The following is a 21,721-nucleotide window of genomic DNA, read 5'->3' on the forward strand; positions in this document are numbered from 1 at the left end:
GGAGAGGGATAGGATGGCTTCAACCTTTCATGGATTGGAATTAGGCAAAAGAGGCCTGTTTGCCCAGCAAACGGCATTGTCAATTACCGGTCATAATATTGGAAATGCAAATACAATAGGATATTCAAGGCAGCGGGCAGAGATGCAGGCGACCAACGCAATACCCGGGCCGGGCATGAACAATGACCGGTCTCCTTCCCAACTTGGAACCGGGGTCGCAGTCAATAAGATTGTCAGGCTCCGCGAAGAATACCTTGACGTACAATTTCGAGGCGAATATAAGAACTTTGGATACTGGGAAGCAAAAAGCGATACATTTATGAGAATAGAAGAACTCTTGAATGAACCTTCTGAAAGCGGCCTTTCAGTTACAATGGATGAATTCTGGAAGGGTTGGGAAGAGCTTACGAAAAATCCCGAAAGCTCATCAGCCCGAGGCGTTGTCAGACAGAGGGGTGTCGCTGTCGCGGAAACCTTCAATCACCTCGCAGCGTCTCTAAATCAAATAAAGAGTGATTTAAAAAATGTTATTTCGACAAAAGAAAAGGAAGTCAATTCACTGGCCTCCCAAATTGCCAATCTCAATGACCAGATTTCCCGACTAGTTCCAAATAATTATCAGCCAAATGACCTTTATGATCAACGAGATGTCTTGGTCGATCAGTTATCCAAACTGGTTGACATTAAGGTTGCTCCAGGGGAAAAAGGGATGGTAAATATAGCGGTCGGAACAGAATTTTTGGTTTCCGGTAAAACCAAAAATGATTTTTCAATTGGATATGACGATACAGGGAAACTCGTTGACCCCGCCAAAATAAAAATTGGTGAAAATTCTGTTGCAATTGGCAATGGGGAACTCCTCGGTACAATTGAATCTTACGGCTTACTTGGCCAGGAAAAAACAACGGGCATTCCAAGTATTCAGGATAAGATTGATACCCTTGCAAAGACAATTATTGATAGCATAAACTCACTCCATGAACAAGGATACGATCTGGATGGAAATCCCACTACAGGTGTTCCATTTTTCACTGGCTCGTCCGCGAGTGATATGAAAGTGAACCCAGAGATTATGAAATCTCTTAATCTCATTGCTGCCGCAAGAGCTGAAGAGGACGGAACAACATCGAGCGGGAACGGAAAGAATGCACAGGCGATTGCTGATCTGAAATTTACCAATCTTGATTTTGGCGGGACGGATTCAACGGCGGATGACTTTTATCGGAACATCATAGGCCACATTGGGATTGATTCACGCGAGGCGCAGCGGATGAGAGATAATTCCGTCGTTATTATACAGCAGGTGGAAAATCGCCGCCAATCCGTGTCAGGAGTTTCGCTGGATGAGGAAATGGCCAATATGATTAAATTCCAGCAGTCCTATAATGCGGCCGCGAGGTATGTAACTGTGATGGATCAGCTATTGGATAAAGTAATTAACGGCATGGGAAGAGCCGGATTGTAAGAGGTGACTAAAGGATGAGGATTACTCAAAGTATGCTTAACCAGGGCTTTCTGGCGAATATCAATAAAAGCAATCAGGCGATGGAACGTTACCAGAATCAGCTTTCTACGGGAAAGAAAATAAGCAAGCCTTCGGATGACCCTGTTACAGCAGTAAGAGGCATGTTTTACCGTTCTTCACTGAATGAAATAGAACAGTATAAAAGGAACAGCGAAGATGGCGTTTCCTGGATGACAGCAACAGACGAAGCCTTGAATGAAGTCACATCTGTTCTCCAGCGGGTACGCGAGCTGACCTTACAGGGGATAAATGGGACAAACGGGGACACCGACAAGTATGCAATCGCGCAAGAAATCAGCCAGCTAAAGGAACATTTGGGCGAAGTGGCAAATTCTCAGCTTTCGGGTAAGTATATTTTTGCCGGTACTGACGTCAAAAACCCGCCATACCGCGAAAACATTGCAGGTTCAGGGAAGAGCTTTGTGAATGAGAACAAAGAGCTGCTGGAACTGAGGGTGGGCCAGACGAATAGTGTCCAAATCAACGTCACCGGCATGGAAATCTTCAATAATGATGGCAATGGAGGAATTTTTAAAGTCCTTGATAACATCATATCAGCATTCAAGTCAGATCAGGAACCTCCTGGAGCATTAGCGGATATGGACGAACAGCTTGACCATATTTTGCGGGAGCGCTCGGAACTGGGTGCACGTGTAAATAGGATGGAACTTAGCATGTCCCGTATTGATGGACTGGAGCTATCGACTACCCGGATGCTGTCCCATGAAGAAGATGTTGATATGACGAGGGTAATCATTGATTTAAAGGCACAGGAAAATGTTCAGCGCGCAGCATTGTCAGCAGGGGCGAGGATCATCCAACCATCGCTCGTTGATTTCCTAAGATAAGCTAAGTTCTTTTAAAAGACTCCCGAAAAAGGAGAGAAACTATGTATCCAAAGGTAAATCAAAACATCTTTATCGAGATGTTACATAAAGAACAATCATGCCGTTCCATTGTCGCTGATATAACAGTCACGGAAATTCTGATCGGCTCCCCATTGGATGGAAGCATGATTGGTGAGCTTAGTGAAGGAACACTCCTTGAGGTTTCATTTGTCGCTAATGGCAATCTGTATAAATTTAAGACCGAGGTGCTTGGCCGGAAAAGAGATAATATCCTCCTCTACCGGATAAAAAAGCCTCTTGAGAAAGAAGTCCTACGGGTTCAAAGAAGAGAGGACTTCAGGGTTGGTACGATCCAACCGGCGATGATAAATGGTCATGAATGTACAACAATCAACATCAGCTCGGGTGGGCTGCTCGTTTCCTGCCCAAGTGATGTGGTTATCGAGAAGGAACAGCTTGTATCAGGAACACTAAAGTTTCCTTTACAAGGACGGGAAGCATCCGAAGTCGCATTCACTGGTGAAATTAAACGGATTGAACTGCTCGAAGAAGAGGGCCGTAAAACTGTAGGCATTCGTTTTGTTCAAATCAATCAAGGTGACCAGACAAAAATTCTCCAGTTCTGTTTTGAAAAACAGCGACAGCAGAGACTGCTGCAGCGTTAAAAAATTCACGCATTATGAAAATTCATATCAAAAAGTTAAAAACATGCCAAATATAAAAAAGTGGCATGTTTTTTTATTTATCTTTTTACAAATGCATCAAAAAAAAATATAATAGAAGAGAATGGAAATAGGGGCCTATTGTGTTTACACCCGCTTTTCTACTATAATTAATACAAATAGAAATTTTGATCTCGCAAACATAACATAATAAAAAACATCATTTCTTGACTATCAAAAAAATTAGGCAGATATAAATATATTTTGAAAAAAATTAGTGTACTGGGGGTTAAATGATGAGCCTGAAAGCGGCATTATTGGAATTGAAAGAGTTGATGCAGAGTCAGCGGGATGCTCAGGTGGATGAAAAAGAAATCAGTGAAATTGAAGGGCAGTATGGTTTAGCCAAAGGAACATTGGTTTTTTATTATAACAATATGCTATTACTCCGACTGAATCAGTCACAAGACAGCGATGAGACAGGAACCGGGGCTAAAAAAGTTAACCGGAAATGGACTAAGTCAGAAGTCAACTTCATGTTCCATTATATTAAGGAACGTCAAAATGAGGGAGCCCTGAACATTACTGAAATCCTAGAGGAAGTGGCAGGGCTCCTGAATCGCGGGTACCAGTCCGTCAACTATAAGTACTATACTCTTTCAAAAGAAAAACTAAAAAAGGAAAAAATCAATCAAAAAAAATATGAATTTGTCACGATCCCTGAAAGCGATCTGCCGGTCGTATCAACGGAAATCATTTCTGACAATGGACAGAATCGGGAGCCTGTTGCTGTAAATAATGCTTCAATGCGTGCCGATAACAGTGATTTGCTTGATATTTTGTCAGGCCTTATTTCCAATGTAGAGCAGCTGCCGGGGTTAAATTTGAACGAGTTGCTCAGAAGCCTTTATCAGCTGACGAATATGGCATTAATGAACCAGGATGCCGTCCGGGAAATCGAAAGCATCAAATCGGAAATCAGTTCTGAAAAAGATATGCTGCAGGACAAGCTGAAGAAAAGGGAACAGCAACTCATGCTTGAAAAGCGCCGTAACGATGAACTCCAGGGTGAGGTGGCGAAACTAGCAAGGGAAATACATGCCTTCAACCAACTGGGTGATGCGGCTAAAATCCAGAACTTAAAATCGTACAACCAAAGGCTTAACTACATCATTGACAGCTTCGGCGTCGTTCTCCAAGTCGGAAGTTAGGCAAACACTTAACAAAAAAGCTATCTCACCAAGGTAGCTTTTTCCTTTTGCACTATGGATAGTGGATTTGGTATTAATCGTTTCCTTGTTGATTGGAGCGGAAGGCATGTAGACTCCTCGAAAACGCTATCGCGTTTCCTTCGTGCAAAGTCCATTCGAGGAAGTCGGTTGTCCTGCGGGACAGAGCAGCAAGTGGAGACCCCACAGGAGCAGCGCGACGAGGAGGCTCCACTGATGCCCCGCGGAAAGCGAAATGCCTAGAGCGGAAATCAACCACCTCATTCCAATTTTGATTTCAATATTTATTTCAACCTATAAAATGTAATGTATTTCTCTTAACAAAATCCACGTCTATCCGATAATACAAATAAGTATTTAAACCGCTTATCTATGAAAGGAGTTCATATAAATGAGTTTAAAAAACCCTTACCAAGCCTACCAAACACAGTCGGTCGTAACTTCCCGCACTGAAGACCTCACGTATTTGCTTTATCAAGGATTGATCAAATTTATCCGTCTGTCCAAAGTCGCACTCGAACAGAATAACATAGAGGAATCAAACCGAAATAACCTGCGAGCCCAGGATATTCTGACTGAATTAATGGTAACCTTAAAACCTGGTTTTGAGATTTCCCAACCTATGATGACATTATATGATTTTATGAAATCCCGCTTAATTTCCGCAAATATTGAGAAAAACATCGCCTTCCTCGAAGAAGTCGAAGGATTGGCCGAAGATATGGCGGAAACCTGGAAACAGGCAACGGACAGGAACTAAATAATATGAGTATAAGACAAATAGTAGAGGAAATTGGATTTGTAACAAACCAAATGTACAATGCTTTTGAAAGTGAAAATTATGAAGAGATGGAAAAGTTGTTAGAGACTCGCCAAAACCTGTTTCTCCAAGCAGATGAATACATGAGGGAGAATCCTGGATTTCAATATGACGCCGGTCAAAAAGAAATATTGGCCCAATCACTGTCTCTTGATCGGAAACTTGCTGCGGGGCTTAAAGAAAATCTTGCGGTAAATAGTATCGCCCGCAACGAATTAAAGGAGAGGAGCAGGGCTACAGAAGGCTATAGCTCCTATCAAAATCAAACAAGTGGAGCCTTCTTGGATTTGAAAATAGGAAGGTAATAGTGCGTTGGCCCGCAAATTCGTTTGCGTGACCACGCATTTTTTTATGTCCGTATCAAAATATTTTTGCGTGAACCCGCAATATTTTTTCGGTCTTCTCAAAGAAGGAAATCATATACAATACACGTATAAGAACAGAGAAAAAATGTTTTGTTTGTAAAAGTTTGTTAGGAATTGGCGGATAGTGTTGATAGGGTGCGAATTGTGAGGAAAGCCTTAAGGACAGATTATCATTAGGGTTAATGGAGAGGGAGAGACGGAATGATCCAACAGCAACAAAAAAATGGCAAAAATGTGACAGGCAAGGTTTACAATTTTTTTGATTATAAGAAGAAAAAACCTTATTTTTTGAAACCTATCAAAATCACTGTTGGCAATTCAACAAATGAAACTTATTATATGATTAAGAATCTGGTCTACATGGAGAAACAAATCCTTGTCCTCCGCAAGGAACAGGATCCCTTTAATATCATTTTGGTTGAGGCGAAGATAGAGAATGGCTCTTTAAAATCAATTTCCATGCTGCCGAAAGATTTAATGAGTGATATTTCGGGTTTGTTAAAAGAGACGATTTAATAGTTTCACTGCATATCAGGATGAAAGGATGAATCAATCCATTGATTATAGGTGACGATTGGCTGACTAAATCCATGCTTATCAATACACTTTCGCGCACGGGCAATAAGAGCCTGCCATCTGCACTATCAAATACCGGTAACCTTTTCGCCGAAGTTTTTACCCAGTACTTACAAATGCAGAATGAATCGAAAGCTCCACAGTCTGACGTTGTATCTTTTACCCCGATCCCGGAAAGCCTAAACCTCTCTTTTGAAAAAAAATTAACTTTTTTTTCAGAACCATTTTCCGGAGACGGTCAGAGGCCATTGCATTACACCGATTTAAACAGCGATAAAATTGACCAATCACTTGGAGGCAAACTTACCGGGATGGGAAAGGCATTTATCCAGGCGGGACAAAAGTATAACATTAATCCCGCATTGCTTGTCGCTGTTGCCCAGCACGAAACGGGGAATGGCACTTCCAAGGCCGCGGCTTTCAAAAATAACATCGCTGGAATGATGGGCAAATATGGACTGAAATCGTACGCATCGGTTGAGGAAAGCATTTTCGATATGGCCCGTAATCTAAGTGAAAACTATCTAAAAACAGGGTTAACAAGCATTAATAAAATTGCAGCCAAATATGCTCCAGTCGGGGCAGCGAATGATCCGAATGGCCTTAATAACCATTGGGTAACAGGTGTGACAAAATATTTCGATAAGTTAATTACATAAGTGAAAGAGATGTGAAAGAGTAATATATCTGCTTTTTCATTTTTTCGCTTGCAATTTTTAAAAATTTATTTTGATAGCATCAAAAATTTTGATATTTAAAGGGGGGATTCTTTTGAATACCATCAGCCTTTTACATTCAGCATTGAATGCTTCAAATCTTCGACAACAAGCCATTTCAAATAATATTGCCAATGCGGAGACTCCTGGATTCAAGGCGAAAAATGTCGTTTTTGAAGAACTTTTGAAAAGTAAACTTGCAAACCAATCAAGTTTTGTCGGGAAAAGAACAGATTACCGCCACTTTGAAATTGGAAGATCTTCATCACTACCAGTCCCTCAGATTGCAGAAAATAAAAATATCGCCATGCAAATAAACGGTAACAATGTGGACATTGATGAGGAGATGACTCGGCTTGGGAAAAATGCTCTTTGGTATAACACGGTGGCAACTCAGCTTTCAAGCGAGTTTCAAAACTTGTCAATCGCCATTAAAGGGAGGGTTTGATTACAATGTTTGATTCTTTAAATATTAACGCTTCAGCCTTGACCGCGCAGCGGCTGCGGATGGATGTCGTTTCTTCGAATATCGCCAATGCATCATCAACACGCGGGCGGTTTGTTGAGGGGAAATGGGAACCATACCAGCGGAAAATGGTCGTGATGGAACCGCGGCAAAGCCAATTCGGCCAGATATTCCAGGGGGAAATCGGCAAAAAGATTGGTGCGCCTGGCCCGTTTCAAGGAGTAAGAGTCACAGAAATCCGGGAAGACGAGACGCCTTTCAAGCTTATATATGATCCAAGCCACCCGGATAGAGACGAGAATGGGTATGTGAGGATGCCAAATGTCGACCTGTCAAAGGAAATGGTCGACCTGCTTGCAGCTTCGAGATCATATGAAGCAAATGTAACTGCTTTCAATACAGGTAAGTCCCTCGTTTTGAAAGCATTAGAGCTTGGACGTTAGGAGACAAGATAAATGGATATTTCACGTTTGAATAGTGACTTTATGAGAGTGGATCAAAATCCCTTTCAAAAAACAGAGGCAAAACAATACACTTCTTCTTTTGCCAATGTTATTAAAGGATATTTAGACCAGGTTGATTCCACAGTGAAAGATGCCTCGGCGCTGTCAGTGAAGGCTGCCGCCGGGACTCTTGAGAATGTGCACGATTTGACAATTGCTTCGCAAAAAGCAAAGCTGGCGCTCGAATTGACGGTGACAGTCCGCGATAAGGCGATTGAGTCTTATCAGGAAATCATGCGAATGCAAATGTAAACATGAAAAATGCTGGGCAGGGTGAGAAATGAAAGGATCATGGAGAGATCAAATCAAACAATCTAAAGAACTTTTTAGCCAGTATTGGGGTGCGCAAAGTTCAAAACAAAAAGGGCTGGTCATTGGAACTCTCTTATTTCTGATAATTGCCTTGTCTGCCTTTGTTTTTTTTGCATCCCGCCCGCAATATGTCCCTCTTTACACAGGGCAGCTGAGTACGAGGGAAGTCGGGGACATTAAAGCGGAACTCGACAGCCAGGGATATAAGGGTTATAAGCTATCGGAAAATGGAACAATGCTGCTTGTACCCCAGAAGGATGCGGCTGATTTACTGGTGACATTGGCCTCAGCCGGTTATCCGAAGGACACAAGCATCAATTACGACATTTTCAGCCAGAACCTTTCCTTTGGGGCTACAGACAGGCAATTTGACATCCTTGAAAAGGAGGCCATGCAAAATAAGCTGGCCGAAGTCATCAAGCATGTGGATGGAATCAGCAATGCAGAGGTTATTCTGACACTTCCCGAGAATTCTGTGTTTATCAGGCCTGATGAAGAACAAGCCGCCAGCGCTTCTGTGATGGTGGAGGTTAAGCCGGGAGCAAAACTAAACGCACAGCAGGTAAAAGCGCTTTATACACTTGTTTCAAAAAGTGTGACCAATCTGCCTGTCGACAATATCACGATTATGAACCAATATAGTGAAACGCTGTCCATGGAGGATTCCGGGGATGATGGCGCGCCTTTTGATAAATTTGAGGAACAACGCAGAATCCAGCAGAACATCGAGCGGGATATTCAGCAGAACCTGAAAAGCTTGCTTGGAACCATTTTGGGAAGCGATAAGGTATTTGTCCATACTTTCGTAAAGATGAATTTCGATAAGGTCAAGACACAGGAAAATCTCGTGAAACCGGCAGATGACAGCGACAAAGGGCTGGTCATCAGTTCCGAGAAAAATTCCAAGACCTTTTCAGGGACGGGGGCCAACCCAGGCGGGGTATCTGGGATGACGGATACGGACGTTCCTAACTATCCAGGAAACAACGCCGGCGGCGAAAGCGAGTACGAGGAGTCCCAGGAAAAGCTTAATTATGAGGTCAACCGGATTAATAATGAAATTATCAAAAGTCCTTATCAAATTGAAGATATAACAATCAATGTTGGCGTGGAGGCCGATCCTTCAGCGCCGAACCAGCTTCCGCAGGGAGTCCGCGACAGCATCCAGAATATCGCTTCTAATGTCGTCCGGACAGCTTTGGGACATCCTGAACTGACCCAGGAACAAATTGACCAGCGCGTGACAATCGTCCCTCACAATTTTGCGGCAAGTGTCGCAACTGATCGTGAACCCGCAAAAAATTGGCTATGGATGCTTGCGGCCGCTGGTGCCGGGCTGCTTATCGTTGCATCGCTCATCATTTGGATCATTATCAGGAAGAAACGGACTGAGGAAGAATTCCCTGTGGATTTGGAATCCATTGTGCCGCCAAAGGAACAAGAGTATTTCGCAGAACAGGATATGACAGTGGAAAACCAATTGAAGAACTTGCTTGAGCAAAGGCCTGAGGACTTTGCAAAAATTGTCAGAACCTGGCTGCATGAAGAGGAGGCCTAGAAACTGTGTCAACAGCATTAAAGTTGAATGGAAAGCAAAAAGCGGCAATCATGTTGATCACAATGGGAAAAGAGGCTTCCTCGAAAGTCTTTAAACATTTGGATGATCAGGAAATTGAAAAGCTTACGCTTGCCATCGCACATATTAATAAAGTCGATTCTAAGGAAAAAGAGGAAGTCTTTAAAGAATTCCATGAAATGTGCATTGCTCAGGATTACCTGGCCATGGGCGGAATAAGCTACGCCCAGGACGTATTGGAAAGTGCGCTCGGAAGGGATAAAGCAACGAAAATTATCCAAAAGCTGACTTCCGAACTGCAGGTAAAGCCGTTTGATTTTGCCAGGAGAATCGATCCGATGCAGATTTATCATTTTCTGCAAAATGAACACCCTCAGACAATCGCACTTGTACTTGCTCACCTAGAGCCACAGCAAGCATCGATGATTCTGTCTTCGCTTACAGGAGATTTGCAGTCTGATGTCGCGCGCCGGATCGCTTTACTGGAGCAAACATCTCCTGAAGTTATCAAAGAAGTCGAGAAAATTCTCGAACATAACTTGTCAGCATCCATTCGCCAGGACTTCACGGTTGTTGGTGGCATTGAATCGATTGTCAACATCCTGAATGGCGTGGATCGCAGTACCGAGAAGGGAATTCTTGAACAGCTGCAGACAAGAGACAACGATTTGGTTGAAGAAATTAAGAAGAGGATGTTTGTCTTCGAAGATATTATCAATCTTGATCGCAGGGCGATTCAGCGCGTCATCCAGGAAGTTAACAATGAGGATCTCATGCTGGCTCTGAAAGCGGCGAGTCCAGAAGTCAAGAATATTATTTTCGAGAACATGTCCACACGGATGGTCGAAACATTCGAAGAAGAAATGCAATATATGGGACCTGTCAGAGTCAAGGATGTGGAAGAAGCCCAGGGAAGAATTGTGTCTGTCATTCGCCGTCTGGAAGACGCTGGAGAAGTTGTAATTGCCAGAGGTGGACAAGATGGCATCTTACTCTAAAATCTTTAAAGCCTCCGGGCTGTCCCTCAGCGATAAGATCAAAGTATACCAGGAGCCTTTTACTCCTCTAAGGCCGAAAGTAATAAGCCGTAATGAGGAACCAGTGGCAGGAAATGAGATGAACATCGAGCAGATGCTTGATGAAGCGAATGCGAAGGCGAGCGAAATTTTGCAGGCTGCCGAAGCTCATGCTCATAAGGTAAAAGCTGAAGCGGAGCAATCCATCCAGCAATGGTGGAACGAGAATCAAGCGAAGCTTGAGTCGATGTCGGCGAAAGCAATGCAGCAAGGGTATGAGGAAGGCTACACAGAAGGCAGGCAAGAAGCAGAGGAGAGGGCCCAGAACGATTATAGAGAAATGCTGGAAGAGGCTAGAACTTTACTGGAGGACGCTTACCAGCAAAAAGAAAAAATCATTTCAGAGGCGGAACCTTTCTTGCTTGAATTGAGCACAGTCATTGCTTCGCAAATTATTAAGCAGGAACTGGATGCATCTCCTGAAAAGTTTGTCGGATTGATTCAGGAACACATCATGCGCTTTAAAGAAAAAGACTATATTACCGTTTGTGTCCATCCGGCCGATTTTGAGTTCATCCAGTCCCAGCGTTCGCACCTTGTTTCAATCGTCAATGGTGAAACAGAAATAAAAATAGTGCCCGACCACTCTGTTACGAAGAAGGGGTGTATCATCCGGACGGCTTATGGCAGTGTGGATGCCCGGATAGATACTCAAATCGAAGAAATCAAAAGGGTCATTTTAGATGCGAAAAGAGGCGAGCCGAAAGATGATATTGGCGACTGAGAATTATGTCAGGCTTATCCGCGGGATTGATCCGGTCAGGGTCAACGGAAAAATCACCCAAATTATTGGCCTGACAATCGAGTCCCAGGGGCCGGATGTCCGAATCGGCGAAATATGTTCGATTTATCCTTCACATTCACAAAAACCAATTCAGGCGGAAGTGGTAGGGATAAGGGAAAATAAGGTTCTCCTTATGCCGCTCGGAGAGGTCCGCTCCATCGGGCCAGGCTGTGATGTGGTGGCGAGCGGCAAAAATATGGTTGTCAAAGCGGGCAGCCAATTGCTCGGCAGGATTCTTGACGGTCTGGGGCAGCCGCTCGATGGGAAGCCGCTCCCGCACGGACTCGAAGAAGTCCCCGCCTATGCTTCCCCGCCCAATCCTTTGAGCAGGCCCCGTATAAACTCCCCTTTAGGAGTGGGAGTGAAAACTATTGATGGTTTGCTGACCATGGGCAAAGGCCAGCGGATGGGGATTTTTGCAGGGAGCGGCGTGGGAAAAAGTACGCTGCTTGGGATGATTTCAAGGAACACGACTGCGGATGTCAATGTTATCGCGTTGATTGGAGAACGGGGCAGGGAAGTTCTCGATTTTATTGAACAAAACCTCGGGCCTGAGGGGCTGGCCAAATCGGTAGTCATTGTGGCAACCTCCGATCAGCCCGCGCTTATCCGAATAAAAGGCGCCCTTACAGCCACGGCGATCGCTGAATATTTTCGTGATCAGGGAAAGGATGTTCTCCTGGTTATGGATTCTGTTACCCGATTCGCTATGGCGCAACGAGAAATTGGTCTGGCAATAGGGGAACCGCCAACAACTAAAGGTTACACACCATCCGTATTCGCGATGCTCCCCCAATTGCTTGAACGGTCCGGTACTGGTCCGAAGGGAACAATTTCCGCCATTTATACTGTATTGGTGGATGGCGATGATATGAATGAACCGATTGCCGACGCGGTCCGTGGAATTCTGGATGGGCACATTGTCCTGAACCGGGCAATAGGCGGCAAAGGGATTTTCCCGGCGATCGATGTGCTTAGCAGTGCAAGCCGGGTCATGACAGAAATAACCTCAAAGGAACACCTACAAGCAGCCGGCCAATTTAAGAAGTTGCTCGCTTCTTATAATGAAGCGGAGGATTTGATCAATATTGGGGCTTACAAGAAAGGCTCCAACAGGGAGATAGATTTAGCACTCAGACTAAAGCCGGAGATGGACCACTTTTTACGCCAGGGTATTTATGAAAGCTCTAATCTGGAAGAAGCGATGAACTTCTTACTAACTAAATTTGGAGACTAATAAACATGAAATATACCTTTCAATATCAAAAAGTCCTCGATTTTAAAGAAAAACAACAGGAAATTGCCCAACAGGAATTCGGTGCAATTAAACTCCGCCAAAAGGAACTTGAGCAGGAGCTTGAAGGACTGGAAACAATCGAAGATGTGATCTTTGGAAAATACAACGATGTAAACAAGAAAACCATTTCGGAAATTCTCGATATACAGGATGATATCGACCATGTTGTGAAAAAGAAAAGGCAATTGCAAACGCAGACCGATAAAATCCACCAGGAAGCAGAGTTTAAGCAGCAGGTGCTTTTAAATGTTTCGATGGAAGCAAAAACATGGAATAAGTGGAAAGCGAAATCAGCTGCCGCTTTTCAAAAGCAGCAGGAATTGAAGGAACAGGCCATGCTTGATGAGATGGCTGTCATCCGTTACTCCCGAAAAATATAAGGAGAAAAGCAATGGTTGAAAAGGAAGGAAAACTTGAAACCGTCTTTTATTGGACGCTTCCCGTCATTTTTACAGGCCTGTTTATGGCGATAATTTTTCACTTTTTAGGGATTCCTTTTTGGAAGACGATCCAGGAATGGGGAAACGAAATTCCAATTGTGGAAAAAATGATACCCGATCCATCCCCCGAGCACGGATATGCAAAACCTAAGAATGATACCGAGTATTGGAAAAAGCAGCTGCAAGAGATGGAAGATATCCTCCAAAAGAAAGACCAAAAGATAAATACAATGTCAGAACAGGTTAGAACCATGAAAAGAAGCCTGGACGGAATCCGCAGGGAAAATGAGGAGCTGGCGGACAGGCTTGAAGGCAAACAAAATAGTGATTTCCAGGTTGGCTTAAAAAAAGCGGCCGCACTTTACACTGACATGCCTGAATCAAAGGCGGCATCGATACTTTCGGAAATGCCGCTCGAAGAGGCCTCCCTGACGATTTCCCAGATGTACCCGGAACAGCAAAGCAATATACTCGAAAAAATGAAAGATGCCGAGAAAGCAGCCCTGATTGGAATGCTGCTGAAAGAAATTGAGACTGTTCCAGAAAGTGATCCGCAGTCATTGAAACAGAGGCTGAAGGAACTGGCGGACAAGAAAGAAAAAGAGGCTGTTACACTCTATGAAGCTATTGAAACAATGCCGGCCGACCTATCTGCCAGTGTGATGAAATTCATGTTTGAAAAAGATTCGGAACAGGCATTGCAGCTTATGAAAATGCTGAAGCCGACAAGCCGGTCCCTCATTTTGCGGGAAATTAGCAAGACTAACGCGGAAATGGCAAAAGAGATAACCGCGAAATTAAACTAGAAATGACCTCCATGGAAGGAGAAAAATATGAAACACCTACTTTATTCATTTATGCTCTTATTCTGTTTATTCACCTATCATTCTCCCGCCTATGCTGCCGGGAACTCCTCAAGCGGTGATTCCACCGTCTACGATTCAATCGGAAAAGGAGGAGAAAAAACTCCGGCAGCCCCCCCGGAAAAGATGGAAAACCAATCGACCGGCCTATTTCCTCTACTAATAAAATTCATTGGATCATTGGCATTGGTAATTGCCTTAATGTTTGTTTTGTTCAAATTTCTCTTTAACAGGAACAAACGCTTGGCAGCAGGAGGGCCCGTCCTGCCGCTCGCCGGCCACATGGTAGGCCAAAATCGCTCCGTACAGGTCCTTTTGATTGGCCAAACGATATATATATTAGGAGTGGGTGAAAATATCAATCTTATTCGCTCCATATCAAAAGGAGAAGAATATCAACAGTTAATGGAAAGCTATGAAAACCAGGCGGAGGGCCTTACATCAAAATGGCCTTTGAAAGACCAAAAGATGAACTGGAATACCGTATTTAGCAAGTATATAAGGAAAATGGAACAAGCGAATGATAAGGAGCCGCATCAATGATAAAGAAACTAGCCATCCTCATTCCAGTGTTCATGTTTGGACTCTTTTCTGCTTCCCACCATGCAAGCGCGGAAACACTCAATACGATTTTGCCTGGAATAGGATTTGATGCAGGGAGCCCGGAAAAGGTATCAAATAGTGTCAGTATCCTTCTCTTAATAACAGTATTATCAATCGCTCCTTCCATTCTAATATTAATGACCTGCTTTACCAGGGTTCTGGTTGTATTGGGATTTGTCCGCACGGCGCTGGGAACTCAGTATATGCCCCCAAACCAGGTATTGATCGGATTGGCGATGTTTCTGACTTTCTTTGTAATGGGGCCGACTTTTTCGCAAATAAATACAGAGGCGCTCAAGCCTTATATGGCCGGCGAGTTGACCCAACAGGAAGCACTGGATACAGCCGGGGCACCAATCAAGGAATTTATGGCCAAGCATACTCGTGAAAAAGATTTAGCCCTGTTCCTTAATTATGCAAAACTAGAAAAGCCAAAGCAGATAAATGATATTCCTTTTACTGCCATGGTTCCCGCATTCGCGATTAGTGAGCTGAAAACAGCCTTCCAAATGGGCTTTATGATATTCATACCTTTCCTTGTCATAGACATGATTGTCGCGAGTATTCTGATGTCGATGGGGATGATGATGCTGCCGCCGGTCATGATTTCACTTCCCTTCAAAATATTACTGTTCATTTTGGTGGATGGCTGGCATTTAATCGTTGAATCGCTGCTCAAGAGCTTTTAACTGAGGAGGAATCTCCATGACAACTGAACTTACTCTTAGAATCGCACAAGAGACTATTTATACAATCCTGCTAGTTATCGCTCCTGCTTGTGGAGTGGCGCTGCTGGTTGGCCTTCTGGTCAGTATCTTCCAGGCTACGACTCAAATTCAGGACCAGACTCTTGCATTTGTTCCGAAAATCATCGCTGTATTTCTATCTATTTTATTTTTTGGATCATGGATGCTCCGGAATGTTTTGGACTTTACACAACATTTACTTGGGAATCTTTCGCAGTTTGTCGGCTAGGTGATGGAGATGATTGATCTTTCATTGTGGTGGCCGTTCTTGCTTGTCTTTGTTAGAATTACTTCATTTCTTGCAACCGCGCCTGTATTTTCCGGGCGCCAGATACCTGCACAGCAGAAAGTGGCTTTCAGTATTGTTCTAAGTGCATTATGTGCCGGAACCCTCAATGTTCCTCTTGATTCGGTAGCGATGGACATGCTGTTTCTGCTGATTTTAAAGGAAGCTTTTGCCGGTGCTGCACTCGGTCTGGCCGCTGCGATTTTCTTTTATGCCGTACAGGTAGCGGGTACGTTGATCGATTTTCAAATTGGATTTTTAATGGCAAATTTCTTTGACCCGACTTTTCAGACGAATACTCAATTAACTGGCAGACTGAAGAATGTATTGGCGGTTTTGATTTTGCTGGCGACAAATGGCCATCACTTGCTGATTCAAGGATTGCTTGCAAGTTTTGACTGGATTCCACTGGACAGTTATATACCGGCCTGGAGTGATGGAAGACTGGCGTCTTTCCTGCTGGATTGTACGGCGAAAATGTTCCAGGCAGGCTTCATGATGGCCGCCCCGATCATGGGAACGTTATTTATTGTTGATATTGCGCTTGGAATCATATCCAAAACAGTACCGCAAATGAACTTGATCGCGATTTTTCCGCCTATTAAAATTCTGCTTCACTTTGCAGTGTATTTACTTGTCTTACCGGGATTATTTTACTTGATGGTGAAACTGTTTGAAACAATGTTTACCTCAATGTCTTCAATGATGAAAATTATGGGGGCCTGAGCATGCTCATCCGTTTGGACCTGCAGCTATTCGCGGGAGAAAAGACTGAAAAAGCGACACCGAATAAACGCCGTGAAGCCAGAAAAAAAGGCCAGGTGGCAAAGAGCCAGGAAGTTTCTTCCGCTTTAATGCTCCTTTTGATTTTCTCCTATTTGATGCTTGGAGGAACTGCCTTAATAAAAGGGATAATGCAGATTTTTCGGCATAGCTTCCATGAATATATGCTTTGGGACTTTTCTATTTCGAGTATTGAGCTCTTGTTTACGCAAATAGTTGTCAATGCCGCTAAGATAGCGGGCCCAATACTTGGTGTGGCCGTCCTCGCCGCCTTGCTTTCGAATTTTGCCCAAGTGGGATTCATGTTCAATCCTGAATCAATCAAATTCAATCTGGGAAAATTGAATCCGATTCAGGGAGCGAAACAAATTTTTTCGATGAGGGCGATTGTCGATTTGTGCAAATCGATCCTGAAGATGGTTATCACTTCGGCAATTGTTTACATGATTGCCTGGCCTCAGAAAGAACAGCTTCTCGTACTTGGTGAAAAAAACCTCTGGGATGCGGCCGCATTTATTGGTGCGCTAACCTTAAAAATAGGGATGGGAATTGCTGTGGCCCTCGGAATTCTGGCTGCAGCTGATTATTTATATCAGAAATACGAGTTTGAGAAAAAGATTAAGATGTCCAAGCAGGATATTAAAGACGAATTTAAAAAGATGGAAGGCGATCCCTTTATTAAAGGGCAGAGAAGGGCCAAACAGCGGCAGATGTCAATGAACCGGATGATGCAGGAAATTCCGAAAGCGGATGTCCTGATCACCAATCCGACCCACTTTGCTATTGCGATTCGATATGACTTCTCAACGATGGAGGCCCCCGAAGTGATTGCAAAAGGGAAGGACCATATCGCTTTGAAGATTAAGGAAATTGCCAGGGAGCATAAAATCATGACTGTAGAGAACAAGCCTTTGGCAAGGGCGCTATACGCGTCGGTAGAAATCGGGGAAACAATACCTGAGGAATTGTTCAATGCAGTCGGTGAAATTTTGGCGTATGTGTATTTTCAGGAAGGCAGATATAAGGGGATTACGACATGAAGAAATCGGATTTTTCTGTACTAATATTAGTTATTTTAATTGTGGCGATGATGATTATCCCGCTGCCCACAATCCTTTTGGATTTTTTGCTGATTATAAACATTTCTATATCCCTGCTAATTTTACTGGTTGCAATGAATACGAAGGAACCATTGGACTTTTCAATTTTTCCTACAGCGTTATTAATAACAACATTATTCCGGCTCGCCTTGAACGTTTCGACAACGAGGTCGATTTTGTCCAAGGCTGACGGAGGCGCTGTCATCGAAACGTTTGGCTCTTTCGTCGTCGGAGGCAATCCTGTTATTGGTTTCGTTGTGTTCCTGATCCTGGTCGTCATCCAGTTTATCGTTATTACAAAAGGATCTGAACGGGTTGCTGAAGTTGCCGCGAGGTTCACATTGGATGCAATGCCTGGTAAGCAAATGAGCATAGATGCAGACTTGAATGCGGGATTGCTTAATGAGCAGGAGGCCCGCCAGCGGCGCCGGAAGGTTGAGCAGGAAGCCGATTTTTACGGAGCTATGGATGGAGCGAGTAAGTTCGTCAAAGGAGACGCCATAGCCGGTATCATCATTCTGATCATTAACGTCATTGGCGGATTCGCGATTGGGATGGCGATACATGGAATGGGGCTTGCGGAATCGGCGAGCACCTACACCCTTTTATCCGTGGGGGATGGACTTGTCAGCCAGGTGCCGGCTCTCCTCATCTCAACCGCAACAGGCATAACGGTTACACGCGCTGCTTCCGACGGAAACCTCGGATCAGATATTATGAGGCAAATCTTCAATTATCCGAAGCTGCTTTATATTGTCGCAGGAACCATTCTTATATTAGGAATTTTTACACCGATCGGAATCTTCCTGACACTTCCAATCGCTATTATACTCGCATTTGGGGCTTATACAATGAGCAAGGCTGCCAGAGCGGAAGAATTGAAGAATGAACAGGCGGATCAGGAAGAACTTGAAGAGGATATTAGGAGTCCGGAAAAGGTCATTAATCTTCTGCAGCTGGATACCCTCGAACTTGAAATAGGCTACGGACTCATTCCGCTTGCCGACCAAAAACAAGGCGGGGATATTTTAGACAGGATTGTCATGATACGGAGGCAGTTTGCCATTGAACTTGGCCTTGTTATTCCAACGATCCGGATTCGGGATAACCTTCAAATTTCCCCGAATCAGTATCTCCTAAAATTCAGAGGTAACAAAATTGCAGCTGGGGAGGTCTATCTTGACCATTTCCTCGCGATGAACCAAGTCCCGGATGCCGGGCAAATTGAAGGAATACAAGTAATTGAACCTGCCTTCGGGCTGCCGGCCACCTGGGTGGGCAAAGAGGAAAAGCAAAGGGCTGAATTGATGGGATATATTATTGTCGATCCTCCTTCTGTCATCGCGACACACTTAACAGAAGTGTTGAAGCGGTACGCCTACCAATTGCTTGGTAGAGAAGAAACGAAGGAGCTCATCGAAAATCTGAAAGAAACCCATCCTAACCTTGTCGAGGAACTTGTTCCTTCGCTTCTTCCGGTGGGAGAGGTCCAGAAGGTATTGCAGAATTTGTTGCGTGAACAAATTTCAATCAGAGACTTGGCGACCGTTTTCGAAACACTTGCCGACTTTTCGGTTTATACGAAAGACCCTCGGGTGCTGACGGAGTATGTCAGACAATCGCTGACACGCCAAATTACTGAACAATATGCAGAAGATGGTATCATCCATGTTTTAACCGCCGGAGCCACTCTTGAAAAAGGAATATCTGATTCAATCCAGCAAACAGAGGCCGGCGGCTACTATCTTTCAATGGATCCGCAGTTATCACGGAAAATAACCGAAGAACTCCGAGATCAGATTGACCGGGTCAATAAAGCTGGCGGACAGCCCATCTTCCTGACTTCTCCTTCGATAAGAATGTATATGAAACAGCTTATCGACAAAGTGATGCCAACCGTCCCGGTTCTTGCTTACACGGAACTCGAGCCTGATATTGAGATTCAAAGTATAGGAGTCGTGAACATATGAAAACTAAGAAAATCGTAGCAGAGTCAATGCCGCTGGCTTTAAGGATGGTTCGCCAGGAATTGGGGGATAACGCCATCATCGTCAATACGAGGGCAGTTAAAAAGGGTGGGGTTTTCGGCCTTTTTGCAAAACAAAAATATGAAGTGACGGCTTATTCAATGGATAGGGGAGAACCGGCCGCTTCTCATGCAAATAAGGATATTTATCCTTCCATAAAACAACAGTCTCCTGATATGGCTCCGGAACAGCCTTTAATGGCCGAAGAGCCGCGGATTTTGCCAAAAAAGGCTGAAATGCAATATAAGGCATTTTCAAATTCCGCTCCGGAAAAGGAATCAGCTCCCGTACAGATTGTTCAGGGAAAGAAGTCACTTTCGGCACAGCCAAAAGAAAATGAAGATAAGCTCCTTGAAGAACTGCAGGATATGAGGAAAATGATGATGGCGATGCTGATGGACAGAAAGAATGAAACCACTCTGCCGCCAGGACTGTCAGAATTGATAACCCGCCTGAAAAAGCAGGGGGTGGAAGAAGAAGTAATTGAGCATCTAGTAAGTATGGTTCTTAAAAAATTGGAGGCTGTGCCAACTTCAGATCCTGCTGTAATTAAACAAGTGTTAACTTCAATTATTCTCGATATGATTGAAAAACGAATTCCGCAATCTAATACAATCGGCCTAGAGACACGCATGATTAATGTTGTAGGTCCCACTGGCGTGGGGAAAACCACTTCCATTGCCAAGCTGGCGACGGAACAGGTATTAAGGCAAAAGCGAAGAGTGGCAATGATTACGACGGATGTTTATCGAATTGGAGCTGTAGAGCAGCTTAAGACATATGCCGGTATCCTGAATGTACCTATTGAAGTTGTTCGTTCCGCGGATGAATTGGGGGCGGCATTAGAAAAACTGAACCACTATGATTTAGTTTATATGGACACAACTGGACGGAATTATATGGAATTGGTGAACAGAGAAGCTATTAATCAATTTTTAAACCACCCAAGTGAAAGTGAAAATTATCTTGTATTAAGCCTTACGACGAAATATGAGGATATGGATGTCATATTGGCTGAATTTATGGAAAGTCCGGTAAACAAACTAATCCTTACAAAGGCTGATGAAACAACAAGCTATGGTTCAATTTTAAATATTGCCTTTAAATATCCCTATCAACTGGCCTATATCGCCAATGGCCAGAGCGTACCGGAAGATATTACTGCCATTAATGCCGAAATGGTCGCTTGTTATCTATTAGGAGAGGAAAGGGAAAATGGATCAAGCACAAAGTCTAAGAGAATATATGGATCGATTTAATGCTGGACAACAAGATACAAAACACAGCGCAAGAGTTATAACAATTACGAGCGGAAAAGGGGGAGTTGGAAAGTCGAACTTTACCCTGAACTTCGCATTGGGATTGAAAGCTTTAGGCAAAAAGGTGGTTGTCCTCGATCTTGACCTTTCTACCGCTAACATAGACATACTCATGGGTATAACCCCGCGACATAGTCTGCTGGATGTACTATATCAAAGGAAATATATTTCTGAGGTACTTGAAAAAGGGACAAGCGGCATTGAATATATTTCTGGCGGATTTGAAATTGAAGATTTAATGAAGTTGGATGACCGCATTTTAGCCTTCTTTTGGAGTCAAATACAGGAGTTGCAGAACTACGCTGATTTTATATTGCTGGATACCGGCGCTGGTATATCAAAAGAACTGGTTGATTTCATACTGGCATCCGATGAAACGATTTTGGTGACAACCCCTGAACCAACCTCAATCGCGGATTCTTATGCAGTACTTAAAACAGTTGTCCAATCCAGTAAGCAACATCCGAAATTCAGACTCGTCATTAATCGGGCCCAATCTTATCGGGAAGCGGTCGATACATCAAGGGCAATGAAAAATGCATGCAGCAACTTCCTGAAGCTTAAGCTGAATACAATGGGATTTATTATGGAAGATGCACGTGTGCGTGAATGTGTCCGTATGCAAACCCCTTTTATCGTCAAATATCCGAATTGTGAGGCTGCAAAAAACATAAAGCAAATCGTCCATTCTTATTTCCCTGAAAAAGAGGGGAAATCAGAAGCACCAATCAAAGGCATCAAAGGTTTTTTTGAAAAAATGCTGCTTCTTGGCAGAACCTTTTAGAAAGGATCGCTGAAA

Annotated in this window: 25 protein-coding genes; all 25 read left to right on the forward strand. The window is 43.7% G+C overall.

Annotation, left to right across the window (positions count from 1 at the left end; translation table 11 throughout):
- Nucleotides 1–13: 13 nt before the first annotated feature.
- The 25 genes from flgK (at nucleotide 14) to BN1002_RS03635 (ending at nucleotide 21,706) form a co-directional block, all read left to right on the forward strand.
- Complete coding sequence (gene flgK, locus BN1002_RS03515; RefSeq protein ID WP_048823653.1) at nucleotides 14–1,465, forward strand: flagellar hook-associated protein FlgK; 1,452 nt, start codon at nucleotides 14–16, stop codon at nucleotides 1,463–1,465.
- Nucleotides 1,466–1,479: 14 nt separating this feature from the next.
- Nucleotides 1,480–2,373 (forward strand): flagellar hook-associated protein FlgL, encoded by an 894-nt coding sequence (flgL, locus tag BN1002_RS03520; protein WP_048823654.1) that lies wholly within the window; start codon nucleotides 1,480–1,482, stop codon nucleotides 2,371–2,373.
- A 41-nt stretch (nucleotides 2,374–2,414) separates the two neighbouring features.
- The gene (locus BN1002_RS03525) at nucleotides 2,415–3,038 is read left to right on the forward strand and encodes a flagellar brake protein (RefSeq protein WP_048823655.1); all 624 of its coding nucleotides are present in this window, start codon (nucleotides 2,415–2,417) and stop codon (nucleotides 3,036–3,038) included.
- Between the two features lie 290 nt (nucleotides 3,039–3,328).
- Nucleotides 3,329–4,246: a kinetochore Spc7 family protein gene (locus BN1002_RS03530; protein ID WP_148362724.1), complete on the forward strand. Its 918-nt coding sequence runs from the start codon at nucleotides 3,329–3,331 to the stop codon at nucleotides 4,244–4,246.
- 409 nt (nucleotides 4,247–4,655) lie between these two features.
- A complete protein-coding gene (gene fliS, locus BN1002_RS03535) occupies nucleotides 4,656–5,024 on the forward strand; it encodes a flagellar export chaperone FliS (protein ID WP_048823657.1) in 369 nt (122 codons plus the stop codon).
- Between the two features lie 5 nt (nucleotides 5,025–5,029).
- Nucleotides 5,030–5,389: a hypothetical protein gene (locus BN1002_RS03540; RefSeq protein WP_048823658.1), complete on the forward strand. Its 360-nt coding sequence runs from the start codon at nucleotides 5,030–5,032 to the stop codon at nucleotides 5,387–5,389.
- 261 nt (nucleotides 5,390–5,650) lie between these two features.
- Complete coding sequence (locus BN1002_RS03545; protein ID WP_048823659.1) at nucleotides 5,651–5,965, forward strand: hypothetical protein; 315 nt, start codon at nucleotides 5,651–5,653, stop codon at nucleotides 5,963–5,965.
- A 41-nt stretch (nucleotides 5,966–6,006) separates the two neighbouring features.
- Entirely contained in the window at nucleotides 6,007–6,684 is a 678-nt protein-coding gene (locus BN1002_RS22985; protein ID WP_052445607.1) for a glucosaminidase domain-containing protein, read from the forward strand.
- A gap of 112 nt (nucleotides 6,685–6,796) precedes the next feature.
- On the forward strand, nucleotides 6,797–7,189 hold the full coding sequence (flgB, locus tag BN1002_RS03555) for a flagellar basal body rod protein FlgB (protein WP_231574968.1): 393 nt from the start codon (nucleotides 6,797–6,799) through the stop codon (nucleotides 7,187–7,189).
- 5 nt (nucleotides 7,190–7,194) lie between these two features.
- On the forward strand, nucleotides 7,195–7,650 hold the full coding sequence (gene flgC, locus BN1002_RS03560) for a flagellar basal body rod protein FlgC (RefSeq protein ID WP_148362725.1): 456 nt from the start codon (nucleotides 7,195–7,197) through the stop codon (nucleotides 7,648–7,650).
- A gap of 12 nt (nucleotides 7,651–7,662) precedes the next feature.
- Complete coding sequence (gene fliE / locus BN1002_RS03565) at nucleotides 7,663–7,962, forward strand: flagellar hook-basal body complex protein FliE (RefSeq protein ID WP_048823661.1); 300 nt, start codon at nucleotides 7,663–7,665, stop codon at nucleotides 7,960–7,962.
- 28 nt (nucleotides 7,963–7,990) lie between these two features.
- On the forward strand, nucleotides 7,991–9,580 hold the full coding sequence (gene fliF / locus BN1002_RS03570; RefSeq protein ID WP_048823662.1) for a flagellar basal-body MS-ring/collar protein FliF: 1,590 nt from the start codon (nucleotides 7,991–7,993) through the stop codon (nucleotides 9,578–9,580).
- Between the two features lie 5 nt (nucleotides 9,581–9,585).
- A complete protein-coding gene (fliG, locus tag BN1002_RS03575; RefSeq protein WP_082036111.1) occupies nucleotides 9,586–10,596 on the forward strand; it encodes a flagellar motor switch protein FliG in 1,011 nt (336 codons plus the stop codon).
- A complete protein-coding gene (fliH, locus tag BN1002_RS03580) occupies nucleotides 10,580–11,398 on the forward strand; it encodes a flagellar assembly protein FliH (protein ID WP_048823663.1) in 819 nt (272 codons plus the stop codon). The genes fliG and fliH overlap by 17 nt, the downstream gene beginning before the upstream one ends.
- A complete protein-coding gene (fliI, locus tag BN1002_RS03585) occupies nucleotides 11,358–12,695 on the forward strand; it encodes a flagellar protein export ATPase FliI (protein ID WP_442853385.1) in 1,338 nt (445 codons plus the stop codon). The genes fliH and fliI overlap by 41 nt, the downstream gene beginning before the upstream one ends.
- A gap of 5 nt (nucleotides 12,696–12,700) precedes the next feature.
- Complete coding sequence (locus BN1002_RS03590) at nucleotides 12,701–13,135, forward strand: flagellar export protein FliJ (protein ID WP_048823665.1); 435 nt, start codon at nucleotides 12,701–12,703, stop codon at nucleotides 13,133–13,135.
- Nucleotides 13,136–13,146: 11 nt separating this feature from the next.
- A complete protein-coding gene (locus BN1002_RS03595) occupies nucleotides 13,147–14,001 on the forward strand; it encodes a MotE family protein (RefSeq protein WP_048823666.1) in 855 nt (284 codons plus the stop codon).
- Nucleotides 14,002–14,028: 27 nt separating this feature from the next.
- Nucleotides 14,029–14,601: a flagellar biosynthetic protein FliO gene (locus BN1002_RS03600; RefSeq protein ID WP_048823667.1), complete on the forward strand. Its 573-nt coding sequence runs from the start codon at nucleotides 14,029–14,031 to the stop codon at nucleotides 14,599–14,601.
- Entirely contained in the window at nucleotides 14,598–15,350 is a 753-nt protein-coding gene (fliP, locus tag BN1002_RS03605; RefSeq protein WP_082036113.1) for a flagellar type III secretion system pore protein FliP, read from the forward strand. The genes BN1002_RS03600 and fliP overlap by 4 nt, the downstream gene beginning before the upstream one ends.
- Nucleotides 15,351–15,366: 16 nt before the next feature.
- The gene (gene fliQ / locus BN1002_RS03610; RefSeq protein WP_048823668.1) at nucleotides 15,367–15,636 is read left to right on the forward strand and encodes a flagellar biosynthesis protein FliQ; all 270 of its coding nucleotides are present in this window, start codon (nucleotides 15,367–15,369) and stop codon (nucleotides 15,634–15,636) included.
- A 9-nt stretch (nucleotides 15,637–15,645) separates the two neighbouring features.
- On the forward strand, nucleotides 15,646–16,419 hold the full coding sequence (fliR, locus tag BN1002_RS03615) for a flagellar biosynthetic protein FliR (protein WP_048823669.1): 774 nt from the start codon (nucleotides 15,646–15,648) through the stop codon (nucleotides 16,417–16,419).
- Nucleotides 16,420–16,421: 2 nt separating this feature from the next.
- Nucleotides 16,422–17,516 carry a flagellar biosynthesis protein FlhB gene (gene flhB / locus BN1002_RS03620; protein ID WP_048823670.1) on the forward strand — a complete coding sequence of 365 codons (1,095 nt, stop codon included), beginning with the start codon at nucleotides 16,422–16,424 and terminating at the stop codon, nucleotides 17,514–17,516.
- Nucleotides 17,513–19,546, forward strand: a complete 2,034-nt coding sequence (gene flhA, locus BN1002_RS03625; protein ID WP_048823671.1) for a flagellar biosynthesis protein FlhA — start codon at nucleotides 17,513–17,515, stop codon at nucleotides 19,544–19,546. The genes flhB and flhA overlap by 4 nt, the downstream gene beginning before the upstream one ends.
- Nucleotides 19,543–20,862, forward strand: a complete 1,320-nt coding sequence (gene flhF / locus BN1002_RS03630) for a flagellar biosynthesis GTPase FlhF (RefSeq protein WP_048823672.1) — start codon at nucleotides 19,543–19,545, stop codon at nucleotides 20,860–20,862. The genes flhA and flhF overlap by 4 nt, the downstream gene beginning before the upstream one ends.
- A complete protein-coding gene (locus BN1002_RS03635) occupies nucleotides 20,819–21,706 on the forward strand; it encodes a MinD/ParA family protein (RefSeq protein ID WP_082036117.1) in 888 nt (295 codons plus the stop codon). The genes flhF and BN1002_RS03635 overlap by 44 nt, the downstream gene beginning before the upstream one ends.
- Nucleotides 21,707–21,721 lie beyond the last annotated feature (15 nt).

It is taken from the genome of Bacillus sp. B-jedd (assembly GCF_000821085.1).
In the GTDB taxonomy this organism is placed as follows: domain Bacteria; phylum Bacillota; class Bacilli; order Bacillales; family Cytobacillaceae; genus Bacillus_D.